The 13,948-nt window shown below is 55.0% G+C and carries 17 protein-coding genes; 3 read left to right on the top strand and 14 right to left on the bottom strand.

Features of this window, described 5'->3' with window-relative positions; all coding sequences use genetic code 11:
- Nucleotides 1-21: 21 nt before the first annotated feature.
- Nucleotides 22-1,638: a membrane-bound lytic murein transglycosylase MltF gene (gene mltF / locus GUC22_RS06365; protein ID WP_024359368.1), complete on the top strand. Its 1,617-nt coding sequence runs from the start codon at nucleotides 22-24 to the stop codon at nucleotides 1,636-1,638.
- Here the strand turns inward: mltF and tadA are convergent.
- Both tadA and yfhb read right to left on the bottom strand, forming a co-directional pair.
- Nucleotides 1,635-2,141, bottom strand: coding sequence for a tRNA adenosine(34) deaminase TadA (gene tadA, locus GUC22_RS06360; RefSeq protein ID WP_004134899.1), 507 nt, complete (start codon nucleotides 2,139-2,141; stop codon nucleotides 1,635-1,637). The genes mltF and tadA overlap by 4 nt on opposite strands.
- Nucleotides 2,142-2,199: 58 nt before the next feature.
- Complete coding sequence (gene yfhb, locus GUC22_RS06355) at nucleotides 2,200-2,835, bottom strand: phosphatidylglycerophosphatase C (RefSeq protein WP_064343101.1); 636 nt, start codon at nucleotides 2,833-2,835, stop codon at nucleotides 2,200-2,202.
- A 209-nt stretch (nucleotides 2,836-3,044) separates the two neighbouring features.
- On the opposite strand from yfhb, the gene GUC22_RS06350 reads away from it, so the two are divergent.
- Nucleotides 3,045-3,893 (top strand): MurR/RpiR family transcriptional regulator, encoded by an 849-nt coding sequence (locus tag GUC22_RS06350; RefSeq protein ID WP_004123673.1) that lies wholly within the window; start codon nucleotides 3,045-3,047, stop codon nucleotides 3,891-3,893.
- A 166-nt stretch (nucleotides 3,894-4,059) separates the two neighbouring features.
- Entirely contained in the window at nucleotides 4,060-4,320 is a 261-nt protein-coding gene (locus tag GUC22_RS06345) for a YfhL family 4Fe-4S dicluster ferredoxin (protein WP_004114478.1), read from the top strand.
- Nucleotides 4,321-4,356: 36 nt separating this feature from the next.
- On the opposite strand, the gene acpS is transcribed toward GUC22_RS06345, so the two are convergent.
- The 12 genes from acpS to rseD form a co-directional block, all read right to left on the bottom strand.
- Nucleotides 4,357-4,737 carry a holo-ACP synthase gene (gene acpS / locus GUC22_RS06340; RefSeq protein WP_004123676.1) on the bottom strand — a complete coding sequence of 127 codons (381 nt, stop codon included), beginning with the start codon at nucleotides 4,735-4,737 and terminating at the stop codon, nucleotides 4,357-4,359.
- On the bottom strand, nucleotides 4,737-5,468 hold the full coding sequence (gene pdxJ / locus GUC22_RS06335) for a pyridoxine 5'-phosphate synthase (protein ID WP_004123677.1): 732 nt from the start codon (nucleotides 5,466-5,468) through the stop codon (nucleotides 4,737-4,739). The genes acpS and pdxJ overlap by 1 nt, the downstream gene beginning before the upstream one ends.
- Nucleotides 5,469-5,479: 11 nt before the next feature.
- Nucleotides 5,480-6,217 (bottom strand): DNA repair protein RecO, encoded by a 738-nt coding sequence (gene recO, locus GUC22_RS06330; RefSeq protein ID WP_004134893.1) that lies wholly within the window; start codon nucleotides 6,215-6,217, stop codon nucleotides 5,480-5,482.
- Between the two features lie 11 nt (nucleotides 6,218-6,228).
- Entirely contained in the window at nucleotides 6,229-7,134 is a 906-nt protein-coding gene (gene era, locus GUC22_RS06325; RefSeq protein WP_004134890.1) for a GTPase Era, read from the bottom strand.
- Nucleotides 7,131-7,811 (bottom strand): ribonuclease III, encoded by a 681-nt coding sequence (gene rnc, locus GUC22_RS06320; RefSeq protein ID WP_004104573.1) that lies wholly within the window; start codon nucleotides 7,809-7,811, stop codon nucleotides 7,131-7,133. The genes era and rnc overlap by 4 nt, the downstream gene beginning before the upstream one ends.
- A gap of 224 nt (nucleotides 7,812-8,035) precedes the next feature.
- The gene (gene lepB, locus GUC22_RS06315; protein ID WP_004123684.1) at nucleotides 8,036-9,010 is read right to left on the bottom strand and encodes a signal peptidase I; all 975 of its coding nucleotides are present in this window, start codon (nucleotides 9,008-9,010) and stop codon (nucleotides 8,036-8,038) included.
- 14 nt (nucleotides 9,011-9,024) lie between these two features.
- Entirely contained in the window at nucleotides 9,025-10,824 is a 1,800-nt protein-coding gene (lepA, locus tag GUC22_RS06310; RefSeq protein ID WP_004123687.1) for a translation elongation factor 4, read from the bottom strand.
- A gap of 184 nt (nucleotides 10,825-11,008) precedes the next feature.
- The gene (gene rseC, locus GUC22_RS06305) at nucleotides 11,009-11,488 is read right to left on the bottom strand and encodes a SoxR-reducing system protein RseC (protein ID WP_024359369.1); all 480 of its coding nucleotides are present in this window, start codon (nucleotides 11,486-11,488) and stop codon (nucleotides 11,009-11,011) included.
- Nucleotides 11,485-12,441: a sigma-E factor regulatory protein RseB gene (gene rseB / locus GUC22_RS06300; RefSeq protein ID WP_098363440.1), complete on the bottom strand. Its 957-nt coding sequence runs from the start codon at nucleotides 12,439-12,441 to the stop codon at nucleotides 11,485-11,487. The genes rseC and rseB overlap by 4 nt, the downstream gene beginning before the upstream one ends.
- On the bottom strand, nucleotides 12,441-13,091 hold the full coding sequence (rseA, locus tag GUC22_RS06295) for an anti-sigma-E factor RseA (RefSeq protein ID WP_004132795.1): 651 nt from the start codon (nucleotides 13,089-13,091) through the stop codon (nucleotides 12,441-12,443). The genes rseB and rseA overlap by 1 nt, the downstream gene beginning before the upstream one ends.
- Before the next feature lie 32 nt (nucleotides 13,092-13,123).
- Complete coding sequence (gene rpoE / locus GUC22_RS06290) at nucleotides 13,124-13,699, bottom strand: RNA polymerase sigma factor RpoE (RefSeq protein ID WP_004104583.1); 576 nt, start codon at nucleotides 13,697-13,699, stop codon at nucleotides 13,124-13,126.
- A 39-nt stretch (nucleotides 13,700-13,738) separates the two neighbouring features.
- Nucleotides 13,739-13,837 carry a rpoE leader peptide RseD gene (gene rseD / locus GUC22_RS27590; protein WP_155552530.1) on the bottom strand — a complete coding sequence of 33 codons (99 nt, stop codon included), beginning with the start codon at nucleotides 13,835-13,837 and terminating at the stop codon, nucleotides 13,739-13,741.
- Nucleotides 13,838-13,948 lie beyond the last annotated feature (111 nt).

Genomic DNA, 13,948 nt, shown 5'->3' with positions numbered 1-13,948 from the left:
ACTGACGCATTCTTAAGCAAAATGCCGCTCAATCCAAGACAACCTTTTACTTTTTCTGGTCATAATCTGCTGAGGAACCCGAAGCTGCAGAAGATTAACTATCTGAAAAAACTAAAGATTAATTATCTGCTCATCGGCATTGTGACCCTCCTGCTGGCGGCCGCCCTGTGGCCGTCTCTCCCGTGGATGGGTAAACCAGAAAACCGCGTGGCGGGGATCATGGCGCGCGGAGAACTGCGCATCAGCACCATTAATTCGCCGATGACCTTCGCGACCCTCAATGATAAAACCTACGGTTTTGATTATGAGCTGGCGCAGCAGTTTGCCGACTACCTCGGCGTCGAGCTCAAAGTCACCGTCAGGCAGAATATCAGCCAGCTCTTCGACGATCTCGATGAAGGCAAAGCCGACATGCTGGCTGCCGGTCTGGTCTACAACTCCGAGCGGGTGAAAAACTATCAGGTCGGACCGACCTACTATTCCGTTTCGCAACAGCTGGTGTATCGCAAAGGCAACCTGCGCCCGCGCACCCTGGCAAATCTTACCGCCGCGCAGCTGGCGATCGCTCCCGGGCACGTGGCGATTAACGATCTCCAGGCATTGAAAGAGCAAAAATATCCCGACCTCGACTGGCGCGTGGACGATAAGCGCGGGACGACGGCGCTAATGCAGGCGGTCATCGATGGTAAGCTCGACTATACCGTGGCGGATTCGGTCGCCGTCAGCCTGTTCCAGCGCGTTCACCCGGAGCTGGCCGTCGCCCTCGATATCAGCGACGAGCAGCCGGTCACCTGGTTTAGCGAAAAAGGCGAAGACAATTCCCTGTCGGCGGCAATGCTCGATTTCTTCAATAATATTAATGAAGACGGCACCCTGGCGAGGCTGGAGGAGAAATACCTCGGCCACGGCAACGATTTTGATTATGTCGACACCCGCACCTTCCTGCGCGCCGTAGAAAGCGTTCTCCCGGACCTGCAGCCGATGTTTGAAAAATATGCCCGACAGATAGACTGGCGTCTGCTGGCGGCTATTTCGTGGCAGGAATCGCACTGGGATCCGCAGGCCACCTCTCCTACCGGCGTGCGCGGGATAATGATGCTTACCCGCAATACGGCCCAAAGCCTGGGGTTGACCGATCGCACCGACGCCGAACAAAGCATCGACGGCGGTATGCGTTATTTGCAGGATATGATGAATAAAGTGCCGGAGTCGGTGCCGCAGGACGAGCGCATTTGGTTTGCGCTGGCGGCTTACAATATGGGCTACGCGCACATGCTTGACGCGATGGCGCTGACGAAAAAGCAGAAAGGCGACCCGAATAGCTGGGCCGATGTCAAACAGCGTCTGCCGCTGTTAAGCCAGAAAAACTACTATAGCCGCCTGAAGTACGGCTTTGCACGCGGACACGAAGCCTACGCCTACGTCGAAAACATTCGCAAATATCATATTAGCCTTGTGGGCTATCTCTCTGAAAAAGAGAGAAAAGAGGCGCAGATGGCGGCCCTGGGCGAACACTATCCGGCGGTCATGCCGGATGAGCTGGATAAACCGGAACAGTACGCTTCGTCCTTTTTCAACTTTCGCGCCGAAACGCTGGTTGATAACGCAAAATTAAAAATCCCCGGCGCCGGGCATTAGTCCTGCACTTGCTGGCCAGCTCGCTTCAGCGCTTTTTTCTCTTCGCGCCGCCAGCGAAAGAAATCGCTCAGCATGCCGGAACAGGCCTCCGCCATAATCCCTTCCGTTATTTCTACCCGATGATTCATGCCTGGATGATGCAACACATCCATCAGCGACCCGGCGGCGCCGGTTTTCGCATCCCTGGCGCCAAATACCAGCCGGGAAATACGGCTGTGCACCATCGCTCCGGCGCACATCACGCAAGGCTCAAGGGTAACGTACAGCGTTGCGTCAATCAGGCGATAGTTTTGCAGCACCAGTCCACCCTGACGCAGGGCCATAATCTCGGCGTGCGCGGTCGGATCGTGGCGGCCGATTGGCCGGTTCCAGCCCTCGCCGATGACCTGATGATTATGCACCAGCACGGCGCCGACCGGCACTTCGCCCTCTTCCCAGGCGCGTTTGGCCAGCGTCAGGGCGTGACGCATCCAGTATTCATCATTTAATTCATGGTCAGACAAAGCGGGCACTCCTGCAGAAAAGCGGGGCGCATTATACATGGGCGCTATGTATTACACACTATTCTAACTGCTGAAGATCGCCCTGCGGCGTCACCCGCCAGCGGTGCTGGCAAAAATTGAGCAGCGGGTTGTCCTGCTCGCTGTCGCTGTAGCCGCTATACAATCGCAGCGGAGCGCCTATTTTCTGTTCCAGCTGCGCCACCTTTTCATTGCCGAGGCAGCGAAGGGTTAACCCCCAGCCGCCGCAGCGCCGCTCCATCCGGCTGGCAATCAGATTGACCCGCGGTAGCCAGGCGGTATCAAAATAGACTTGCTCAACCAGCGACTGCGGCGAACCGGTAATCAGCCAGACATCGGCGTCCGTGCTGGACAAATAATGGTTAAGCCGCGACTGAACCACCGGGAAGGCCGTAACGTGCTGGCGAAACCAGCGAACAAAATCGGCCTCCAGGCGTTTAAGGTGATGCTCGCTGCGTCCGAAGGTTGAAGCCCACAGCAGCAGGCTCATCGGCCAGCGCGCGGCGCGACCGTACAACATCAGTCCGGCGGCAATAACAGGCAATAAAGGAAGCACCAGCAGCGTATTCAGCGGCTGATGGCGCAGGATATAGCGCAAAAAGCTGCCGAACATATCCTGCTGATGCAAGGTTCCATCCAGATCAAAAAAAACCACTCTCCGCGTGCTGCTATTCAAAACCTACTCCCATGTACGATCGCTCGATTACCAATAGCTTAACAGCCTTGCGTCGCCAATAGCGAAAACATACGCTGTCGTTGAATCCGGATTAAGAAAACACATTTGCAGAGAAATCTTAGGCATAGAATTTTTAATTCGCGATAATCCTCTTATAATCGAATACAAAATTCTTTCAGCCGAGGGTGAAGCTGTCCTCCGGAGCCGCTATGAACTGTTTGACCCGTATTCGCCAGCGCTACCCTACGTTGGCCGCAAGCGATAAAAAACTGGCCGATTTCATTCTGGCTCAACCGGATCAAACCCGCCACCTTAGCTCACAGCAGCTGGCGGGCGAAGCCGGCGTCAGTCAGTCAAGCGTAGTGAAATTTGCGCAGAAAATGGGCTTCAAAGGCTTCCCGGCGTTAAAGCTGGCGCTGAGCGAAGCCCTGGCAAGCGCCCCTACGCCGCAGTCCGTACCGGTGCATAATCAGATTCGCGGCGACGATCCTCTTCGGCTGGTTGGCGAAAAGCTGATTAAGGATAACATCGCGGCTATGCACGCCTCGCTGGACGTCAACACCGAAGAGAAGCTGCTGGAAGCCGTCACGCTGCTGCGCCACGCCCGACGGGTGATCATTACCGGTATCGGCGCATCGGGCCTGGTGGCGAGAAACTTTAGCTGGAAGCTGATGAAAATCGGCATTAACGCCGTCTCTGAACAGGATATGCACGCGCTGCTGGCCACGGTACAGGCGATGTCGCCGGACGATCTGCTGCTGGCCATCTCCTACTCCGGTGAACGACGCGAGATCAATATGGCGGCCGGTGAAGCGTTACGGGTAGGGAGCCAGATCCTGGCGATCACCGGTTTTAACCCCAACGCGCTTCAGCAGCAGGCTACGCTATGCCTGTACACCATTGCGGAGGAGCAGGCCACGCGCAGCGCCGCCATCTCTTCCACCAGCGCGCAGATGATGCTGACCGATCTCCTGTTTATGGGGCTGGTGCAGCAGGATCTTGAGCACGCTCCGGAGCGGATTCGCCACAGCGAAGCGCTGGTGAAAAAGCTGGTATAACGCCGAGTACCCCGCCAGCTGGCAGAAACTCACTCACTCTTATTGGCTCAAGCCGGGCAAAATTTCTCCGCTACGGATGGTCGCCCCACGGTTGAAAAGAGCTGGCCCGGGCGGAAAATGGGCGTATAATGCCCGCCCTGTTTGTGTTGTTTCTGAGAATTTCCTGATGGCGCTGTTAATCACCAAAAAATGTATCAACTGCGATATGTGCGAGCCTGAGTGCCCGAATGAGGCGATATCCATGGGTGATAGCATTTATGAAATTAACAGCGACCGCTGCACCGAATGCGTTGGCCACTATGATACGCCGACCTGCCAGAAGGTGTGTCCGATCCCGAATACCATTCTGAAAGACCCGGCGCATAACGAAAATGAAGAGCAGCTGTGGGATAAATTTGTCCTGCTGCATCACGCGGACAAATTATGACATTGCCGGATGGACTTATCCGGCCTGCCTGTAAATCTAACTTTCGATAATCACCGTGGCGCAGGCATAGTGGCGTTCATCGGCCAGCGTCACGTGAATGCTGCTGACGCCCAGCCGCTCGGCCAGACTCTTTGCCTCGCCCCACAACCGTAGCTTTGGCTTCCCCAGCTCGTCGTTGTAAACCTCAAACTGGTTAAACGCCAGGCCATTGCGGATGCCGGTGCCAAGCGCCTTGGCCGCCGCTTCTTTAACGGCGAAACGCTTAGCCAGAAAACGGACCGGCTGCTGATGCTGTTGCCATATCGCCCACTCGTGATCGCTCAGTACGCGACGGGCCAGACGGTCGCCGCTGCGGGCGATCACCGCTTCAATACGGGCGATTTCAACTATATCAGTACCCAGTCCGAGAATAGCCATCAGGCACGGGCTTCCAGCATCAGACGCTTCATTTCCGCAACCGCCTCTTTCAGGCCGCTCATCACCGCCCGGCCAATAATCGCATGGCCGATATTCAGCTCGTGCATTTCCGGCAGCGCCGCTATGGCTTTTACATTATGGTAGGTCAGGCCATGACCGGCATTGACCTTCAGCCCCAGACTGGCGGCATAGGTCGCCGCTTTGGCAATACGCTCCAGCTCTTTTGCCTGCTCAGCGTCGGTTTGCGCATCGGCGTAGCAGCCGGTGTGAATTTCGATATAGGGGGCGCCCACGTCCGCTGCGGCCTTAATTTGCGCGTTGTCCGCATCAATAAACAGAGAAACCAGGATACCGGCGTCGGCAAGACGTTTACAGGCATCGCGCATTTTGTCGAGCTGGCCCGCCACGTCCAGTCCGCCTTCGGTGGTCACTTCCTGGCGTTTTTCCGGTACCAGGCAGCAGAAATGGGGCTGAGTCTCACAGGCGATATTCAGCATCTCTTCCGTCACCGCCATCTCAAGGTTCATGCGGGTATCCAGCGTCTGGCGCAAAATACGGACATCGCGATCGGTAATATGGCGACGATCCTCGCGCAGATGGACGGTAATACCGTCAGCGCCGGCCTGCTCGGCGATAAAAGCCGCCTGTACCGGATCCGGATAAGCGGTACCGCGGGCGTTGCGTAATGTCGCAATGTGGTCAATGTTGACCCCTAACAGTAATTCAGCCATGACAATCCTCGTTAATCGTTATTTGTTTTATCGGCTCGCGCAGCCCGCGCGGGCAAAAACTGACGAAAAAGCTCGCGACTTTTTAGCGGCTTCCCGCCCAGATAGGGCTTCAGGGCGATACGTGTGAAACGTTTTGCCGCGCGCAGCGCATCGCTGTCGGGAAATTCACGGCTCGCCAACGCTTTAAGATGGTGCCCGGTAAAGGTGCTGTTATCAATAACCACGCTGGCGATAAAGCCTTTTTCTTCACGGTAGCGATAGGTCATCGCATCGTCAACCGCTTCTCCACTGCCGGCGCAATGCAGGAAATCCACGCCATACCCCAGGTGCCCAAGCAGCGCCAGTTCAAAACGCCGAAGCGCCGGTTCCGGCGAGCCGCTTGCGCCAGCCAGAGACTGGATACAGTGCAAATAATCGAAGAAGAGTTCGGAGAAGCGCGTTTCGTGCTCAAGCACGCGAGAGAGCAGTTCGTTGACGTAAAGGCCGCTGTAGAGCGTGATACCGCTAAGGGGGAGCGCCAGCGAGACGGCTTCCGCGCTGCGCAGCGTTTTGACTTCGCCGCGCCCGCCAAAGCGAAGCAGTAAGGGAGTAAAGGGCTGAAGCGCGCCTTTGAGGTTGGAGCGTTTAGAACGTGCGCCTTTAGCCACAAGGCGCACGCGGCCGGATTCTTCCGTGAAGACGTCCAGCATCAGGCTGGTTTCGCTCCAGGGACGACTATGCAGGACGAAAGCGCGCTGCCAGCCTTCCATCAAAATGGCTCTTAGAGATCGTCGCCGTAACCGAGACTGCGCAGCGCGCGTTCGTCATCAGCCCAGCCGGATTTCACTTTCACCCACAGTTCGAGGTGAACCGGCGCTTCAAACATATCCTGCATGTCTTTACGCGCTTCGATACCGATAGTTTTGATTTTGGCCCCTTTGTTGCCAATCACCATCTTCTTCTGCCCTTCACGCTCAACCAGAATCAGACCGTTAATATCGTATCCGCCGCGTTCATTGGTTACAAAACGCTCGATTTCGACGGTGACGGAATACGGCAGTTCGGCGCCAAGGAAACGCATCAGCTTTTCGCGAATGATCTCGGAAGCCATAAAGCGCTGAGAACGGTCGGTAATGTAATCTTCCGGGAAATGATGAATCGCCTCCGGCAGATGCTTACGCACAATACCGGCAATAGTATCAACGTTCAGCCCTGTTTCCGCGGAAATCGGCACGATATCGAGGAAGTTCATCTGGCTGCCGAGGAACTGCAGGTGCGGCAGCAGATCCCCTTTTTCCTGTACGTTGTCGACTTTGTTGACCGCCAGAATCACCGGCGCTTTGCCGTCGCGCAGCTTGTTGAGCACCATCTCATCGTCCGGCGTCCAGCGGGTACCTTCAACGACGAAAATAATCAGCTCAACGTCGCCAATAGAGCTGCTTGCCGCTTTGTTCATCAGGCGGTTTATCGCACGTTTTTCTTCCATATGCAGGCCCGGGGTATCGACGTAGATCGCCTGGTACGGGCCTTCAGTATGAATACCAACGATGCGGTGACGCGTCGTCTGCGCTTTTCGGGAAGTAATAGAGATCTTCTGCCCGAGCAGCTTGTTCAGCAATGTGGATTTGCCCACGTTTGGACGACCAACGATGGCAATAAATCCGCAGTAGTTTTTTTCTTCGCTCATTCCAGCTCCAGCTTTTTCAGCGCCTGTTCGGCGGCAGCCTGCTCCGCCTTACGACGGCTAGAACCCGTGCCAACCACCGGTTCACTCAGGCCGCTAACCTGGCAGTGGATAGTAAATTCCTGATCGTGCGCTTCTCCGCGTACCTGTACAACGAGGTACGACGGCAGCGGCAGATGACGCCCCTGCAGATATTCCTGCAAGCGGGTCTTCGGATCCTTTTGCTTGTCACCAGGGCTGATTTCATCCAGACGACTCTGGTACCAGGAGAGAATAAGGCGCTCAACGTTCTGAATATCGCTGTCGAGGAAAATCCCGCCGATTAAAGCTTCAACGGTGTCCGCCAGTATCGATTCACGGCGAAAGCCTCCGCTTTTCAATTCACCCGGCCCAAGACGCAGACATTCACCTAATTCGAACTCGCGGGCAATTTCTGCCAACGTGTTACCTCGCACCAGCGTCGCGCGCATGCGGCTCATATCGCCTTCGTCTACCCGAGGGAAACGATGATAGAGCGCGTTTGCGATCACAAAGCTCAATATTGAGTCACCTAAAAACTCCAGGCGCTCATTGTGTTTGCTGCTGGCACTGCGATGAGTTAATGCCTGTTGCAACAGCTCCTGATGATGAAAAGTGTAGCCCAGCTTCCGTTGAAGCCGATTAATTACGATGGGGTTCATGCGTTACCAATAGATGAATGCGTCAAAAATGCAGCACACGAAACCGACCTGAGTAAAAACCAACGCGGTTTCGTGTGCTGTGTCAATCTTACGAGAGACAACCTAAAACTTCGGGGGGATATTCTATACGCAACGACAAGGGATGTCGTTAGTTTGAATAGATTTAAATCTTAAATAATTCACGCTGCCGTTATTGCGGCGGCAGCGTGAAGAGGGCAGGAAAATTACTGGATACCGCCGATACGCGATAAACGTACGCCGGTAGGCCATTCGCCTTCCTGTTTTTCGAAACTCATCCAGATTGCGGTCGCTTTACCCACCAGATTCGCCTCCGGCACAAAGCCCCAATAACGGCTGTCGGCACTGTTATCGCGGTTGTCACCCATCATGAAATACTGGCCCGGCGGGACAATCCAGGTCGCCAGCGGCAGACCGGACTGGTGGTAATACATCCCCACCTGATCCTGAGCAATCGGTACGGTCAGAATACGGTGCGTCACTTCGCCCAGCGTCTCTTTACGTTCGGTCAGGCGGATACCATCGGCTTTGGTCTCGCCTTTCGGCAGCTGCCAGAAACCGCTGGTCGCTTCGCCGCCGTTGCTACGGGAGAAGGTCTGAACGAAATCGCTCGGCTCAACGTTGGAGTAAGTAACCGGCAGCGCATTGCCGCAGGCCTGGCCAGAACTACAGCCCGGCTGGATAGTAACCTGTTTAGCTATGGGATCGTAGGTCACTTTATCGCCCGGCAAACCGACCGCGCGCTTAATATAATCCAGGCGCGGATCTTGCGGATATTTAAAGACGACAATATCGCCGCGTTTCGGATGCCCGGTTTCGATCAGCGTTTTCTGGTAAATCGGATCTTTAATACCGTAGGCAAACTTCTCAACCAGAATAAAATCGCCGATCAGCAGCGTCGGCATCATCGATCCGGATGGGATCTGGAAGGGCTCATAAATAAATGAGCGAACCACCAGCACAATCGCCAGAACCGGGAATACCGAAGCGCCGGTTTCCAGCCAGCCCGGTTTCGGGCCAACCTTTTTCAGCGTTTTCTTATCTAACTGGTCGCCGGTCGCCGCCTGGGCAGCGGCCTGACTTTCGCGACGTTTTGGCGCAAAGATAAACTTATCCAGGCACCACAACAGACCCGTCACCAAAGTAGCGATGACCAGGATCAGGGCAAACATGTTCGCCATGCCAACTCCTTAGGTTATTTGCCGTCTTTACCAACGTGCAGAATGGCGAGGAACGCTTCCTGCGGGAGCTCAACGTTGCCGACCTGCTTCATCCGTTTCTTACCGTCTTTCTGCTTCTGCAGCAGCTTTTTCTTACGGCTGACGTCGCCGCCATAGCATTTCGCGAGGACGTTTTTACGCAGCTGTTTCACGGTAGAACGGGCAATAATGTGGTTACCGATGGCAGCCTGGATAGCGATATCGAACTGCTGACGCGGGATCAGCTCTTTCATCTTCTCTACCAGTTCGCGGCCGCGGTACGGCGCATTGTCGTTATGCGTGATCAGCGCCAGCGCATCCACGCGCTCGCCGTTAATCAACACATCCACACGCACCATGTTGGAAGCCTGGAAGCGCTTGAAGTTGTAGTCCAGCGACGCATAGCCGCGGGAGGTGGACTTCAGACGGTCGAAGAAGTCGAGTACCACTTCCGCCATCGGAATTTCATAGGTCAGCGCCACCTGATTACCGTGGTAGACCATGTTAGTCTGCACGCCGCGTTTTTCGATACACAGGGTAATGACGTTGCCTAAAAACTCCTGCGGCAGCAGCATGTGACACTCAGCGATCGGCTCGCGCAGCTCCTGGATATTGTTCAGCGGCGGCAGCTTCGACGGGCTATCGACGTAGATAACTTCTTTCGAGGTGGTTTCTACTTCATAGACTACCGTCGGCGCCGTGGTGATCAGATCCAGATCGTATTCACGCTCCAGGCGCTCCTGGATGATCTCCATATGCAGAAGACCGAGGAAGCCGCAGCGGAAGCCGAAGCCCAGCGCGGTAGAGCTTTCCGGCTCATAGAACAGAGAAGCATCGTTGAGGCTCAGTTTGCCCAGCGCGTCACGGAAGTTCTCATAATCATCAGAGCTTACCGGGAACAGGCCGGCATACACCTGCGGTTTCACCTTTTTAAAGCCAGGCAGCGCTTTCTCCGCCGGGTTGCGCGCAAGCGTCAGCGTATCGCCGACCGGCGCGCCGAGAATGTCTTTAATGGCGCAAACCAGCCAGCCTACCTCACCGCATTTCAGCTCGGTACGGTCAACCTGTTTCGGCGTGAAAATCCCCAGACGATCGGCGTTATACACCTGACCGGTGCTCATCACCTTAATTTTATCGCCTTTGCGCATGGTGCCGTTTTTAATACGCACCAAAGAAACGACGCCGAGGTAGTTATCAAACCAGGAGTCGATGATCAGCGCCTGCAGCGGCGCCTCCGGATCGCCTTCCGGCGGCGGAATATCGCGCACCAGGCGCTCCAGCACATCCGGTACGCCAACGCCGGTCTTCGCTGAACAGCGTACCGCATCGGTGGCATCAATACCGACAATGTCTTCAATCTCTTCCGCCACGCGTTCCGGATCGGCTGCGGGCAGGTCAATTTTGTTCAGGACCGGTACGACTTCAAGGTCCATTTCCATCGCCGTATAGCAGTTAGCCAGCGTCTGGGCTTCTACGCCCTGACCGGCATCAACCACCAGCAAAGCGCCTTCACAGGCGGCAAGCGAACGAGAAACTTCATAAGAGAAGTCGACGTGGCCGGGAGTATCGATAAAGTTCAGCTGATAGGTTTCGCCATCGGCCGCTTTGTAATCCAGGGTGACGCTCTGCGCCTTGATAGTGATACCGCGCTCACGTTCAAGATCCATGGAGTCCAGAACCTGGGCTGCCATTTCACGATCGGAAAGGCCACCGCAAATCTGGATAATACGGTCAGACAACGTCGACTTACCGTGGTCGATGTGAGCGATGATTGAAAAGTTACGTATATTCTTCATATTTAGAGTTAATTATGCCTTACGCGAATCATGAGGCCGCTGTTCTGTGCCTGACGTTTTTTAATCCGAAAACGCCGCATTCTACACTACATCCACGAAACCAGGAAATGCTCTTACCGCTAGCATAACCGGAGTAAATGACGAGTTCTTGCGGGAGTTGTAAATAAAGATAAGGGCCAGTGAATCACTGACCCAGTTGGGAGGAAGGCGTCTCGATGCGGACTAAATCTGGCGGCAAGCCGACGCTGATAATAACCGGCTGCCACGACTGCCGGGAGGCTAAGCCCGGCGAAAGACCGCGCGCGACCAGAAACCCACCCACGCCGCCCAAAATTGCCCCGCATAGCGAAGCGAAGTCGTTGGTAAACAGCACCTGGAATATCGATGCCATCACGAACAATCCGACTAACGGCGCCATATACACCAGTACTGCCGACCCGAGCAGGCTACTCTCAGCAATGCCCAGTTCCACTTTTTGCCCGACCGACAGCGGCTGCTCGCAGGGAACGCTAATGGTATGGCTGGTTTGCGGCCCAAGCTTATTCAGCACGCGGCTGCCGCAGCCGGCGCGGGAAGCGCAGCTGCTGCAGGATGCTTTAACATCGCAATGAACCAGCGCAACGCCATTATCCCAGGAGACGACCGTCGCCCACTCTTTAATCATTGAACTGCCCTGAATTTAATACTGTCGGAAATACGCTTTGCCGTTTGCGGCGGCAGCTCGCCAACAATGGTTATCTCTGCGTTATCACGCACGGTAGTCGCCACGGTACGACGCCCGGTACGCAGCAGCTGATCGCTGCTATTCGCGGTGGCGCGATTAATATTGATAGAGAAACTAAACAGCCCATCGGAATACAAACGGGACTCAACCGGACCATCAAAGGTAGGGAGACGACGCTGGCTGCTGGACACTTCGGCAACGCCCTGCGGCAGCCAGGTTGGCGCCCAGTTAAAGTTGGCCTTATTGCTCCCCTCCGGCACCGACAGCTGCGGAGGCAGATTCGCTTTAGATAAGGTTTCCATGCTGGCGCTCACGTTATCACCGACGTTGAACGAGACGACCCGGAACTGCTCAAGCGTTTCACCATCGCGGTCAAGCAGATCTACGCGCAGAGGCAGCTTAGTTTCAGCGTCTAGCCATGCGATATAGCTATAGCGGGTGCCATCGCGAGCCACGACGCGCACCACATCGCATAAACGATCGGCAATACGCGTTCGTCCAACGGAAATAAAGTCGTAATAGGACGCCAGACGTTTAAAGTCGGAGTAGACCAACGAAGGCAGGGAATCAACGATATAGTCGCCGTTCAGGGTAAAAGGATCGAGCCCAGGTTCAAAGTAGCTGATTTCCGTTCCGCGCAGCACGACTTCGCGACGAGGTCCGTCAAGTTGCAGGAGCTGAGCCAGGGTGCGATTATCCAGTTTAGCGTGTCGATAGCGCAGCGACTCAACGCCCTGCTTGTTGATGCTGACGAAAGAGAGCTCGTAGTTGAGGGACTGGCTGGCCAGGTTCATCTGCTGCAACAACGCCCCGGACGATGTATCAGCCGAGGCGTTGACGGAGAAGAACAGGCTGCCTGCCATGAGCGACATGGCACACCAAAGTTGCTTCATTACTGCGATTGCGTTCCTAAAGTTTGATAGCCCGGTACCTGAACGGCGGCTTGCTGAGTCTGGGCCTGACCAAACTGGAGCTGTTCCGCATGCAGGCGACGCTGCAATTCATAGTCCTGCAGCATAGCATTAATTCTGCGGCGCTGTTCCTGTACCTGAGCCTGCTGACCGCTACCCGCTGAAGCCTCAGCCGGTACGCCCAGGCTAACCGGGCTGGCCTTACCCATCATCGGCATGGTGTTAAACACCGGCGCCTCCGGCTGCTGGGATGAATCAGACTGGCCATTATACTGCTGGACGCCGACAATCACAGCGAGGGATACGCACGCGGCAACGCCCATCTGGGTGAGCGAACTGGCCCATGGGCGTACTTTTTGCCAGAAAGGCATCTGACGCCACTGGTGCGGTGCGGGCTGAGATTCAGGAATAAGAGGAACCGTCTGACGAACGGGCTCGTTTTCAATGGCGGCCATGACGCGAGCTGAGATATCAAAATGGAGCACCTCACTCGTATCGCCTCGCAGCGAATCGCGGATGAGATGGTAGCTCTCCCAGGTTTTTTGCATTTCAGATGAACGCTCCAGCTCGTTGAGCAGTTCGTTATCCAGCGTTTCACCATCCATTAAGGCCGAAAGTTTTTCTTTCTGCATGCCTGATACCCTTTTCCAGTATTCCGCTATCGTCAACGCCTGATTAGCGGTTGAACTTTATTATCAATAGCTTCTCGCGCCCGGAAGATGCGCGAACGCACTGTGCCCACCGGACAATCCATGATGGCGGCTATTTCTTCATAGCTCATGCCATCCAGCTCCCGCAAGGTGATTGCCATGCGTAAATCTTCCGGAAGCGATTCAATGGTACGAAAAACTATTTGTCTCAGCTCTTCTGACAACATTAAGTTCTCAGGGTTCGAAATTTCTTTCAATGCCCCGCCACTTTCGAAGTTTTCAGCATCATTCGCATCAACATCGCTGGACGGCGGACGGCGTCCCTGAGCAACCAGATAATTTTTCGCCGTGTTGACGGCGATGCGATATAACCAGGTGTAAAAAGCGCTATCCCCCCGGAAAGAATCCAGCGCACGCCATGCTTTGACGAACGATTCCTGAACAACGTCAGCGATATCGCCCGGCGGCACGTAGCGGGAGACCAGGCTTGCAACCTTATGCTGATAGCGCACCACCAGCAGGTTAAATGCTTTCTGATCTCCTTTCTGGACCCGTTCAACGAGGACCTGATCCGTTAACTGCTCGCTCATCCGAGGTAATGTCTCCCCAAACCCAATTCCCATGCGTATTCAAAAACACCACCCAATTACTGCATAAATGAGCAAGCAGAGGGTTGGAGTGTCTGAAAACAATAAAGTTCCGTTACGCCTTTGTTTTTCGTCCGGCACCGGCTGACGGATTGTTATCTCTCATTATATGTCCCGGTAGCTAAACGATATGTAAGATAATAAGAAAAAGCGCAAGACCCGCCAGAAGGGTAACGTAACCCGGCTTTTATT

The sequence above is a fragment of the Klebsiella sp. MPUS7 genome (assembly GCF_009905335.1).
GTDB classification, from domain to species: Bacteria; Pseudomonadota; Gammaproteobacteria; order Enterobacterales; family Enterobacteriaceae; genus Klebsiella; species Klebsiella grimontii.
Note: the sequence above shows the minus strand (reverse complement) of the source record. Positions and strands in the feature narration are given on the sequence as shown.

Coding starts and splice junctions, on each gene's coding strand:
- mltF (WP_024359368.1), top strand. CDS start 22: ATGCCGCTCAATCCAAGACAACCTTTTACTTTTTCTGGTCATAATCTG.
- GUC22_RS06350 (WP_004123673.1), top strand. CDS start 3,045: ATGAACTGTTTGACCCGTATTCGCCAGCGCTACCCTACGTTGGCCGCA.
- GUC22_RS06345 (WP_004114478.1), top strand. CDS start 4,060: ATGGCGCTGTTAATCACCAAAAAATGTATCAACTGCGATATGTGCGAG.
- acpS (WP_004123676.1), bottom strand. CDS start 4,737: ATGGCTATTCTCGGACTGGGTACTGATATAGTTGAAATCGCCCGTATT.
- pdxJ (WP_004123677.1), bottom strand. CDS start 5,468: ATGGCTGAATTACTGTTAGGGGTCAACATTGACCACATTGCGACATTA.
- recO (WP_004134893.1), bottom strand. CDS start 6,217: ATGGAAGGCTGGCAGCGCGCTTTCGTCCTGCATAGTCGTCCCTGGAGC.
- era (WP_004134890.1), bottom strand. CDS start 7,134: ATGAGCGAAGAAAAAAACTACTGCGGATTTATTGCCATCGTTGGTCGT.
- rnc (WP_004104573.1), bottom strand. CDS start 7,811: ATGAACCCCATCGTAATTAATCGGCTTCAACGGAAGCTGGGCTACACT.
- lepB (WP_004123684.1), bottom strand. CDS start 9,010: ATGGCGAACATGTTTGCCCTGATCCTGGTCATCGCTACTTTGGTGACG.
- lepA (WP_004123687.1), bottom strand. CDS start 10,824: ATGAAGAATATACGTAACTTTTCAATCATCGCTCACATCGACCACGGT.
- rseC (WP_024359369.1), bottom strand. CDS start 11,488: ATGATTAAAGAGTGGGCGACGGTCGTCTCCTGGGATAATGGCGTTGCG.
- rseB (WP_098363440.1), bottom strand. CDS start 12,441: ATGAAGCAACTTTGGTGTGCCATGTCGCTCATGGCAGGCAGCCTGTTC.
- rseA (WP_004132795.1), bottom strand. CDS start 13,091: ATGCAGAAAGAAAAACTTTCGGCCTTAATGGATGGTGAAACGCTGGAT.
- rpoE (WP_004104583.1), bottom strand. CDS start 13,699: ATGAGCGAGCAGTTAACGGATCAGGTCCTCGTTGAACGGGTCCAGAAA.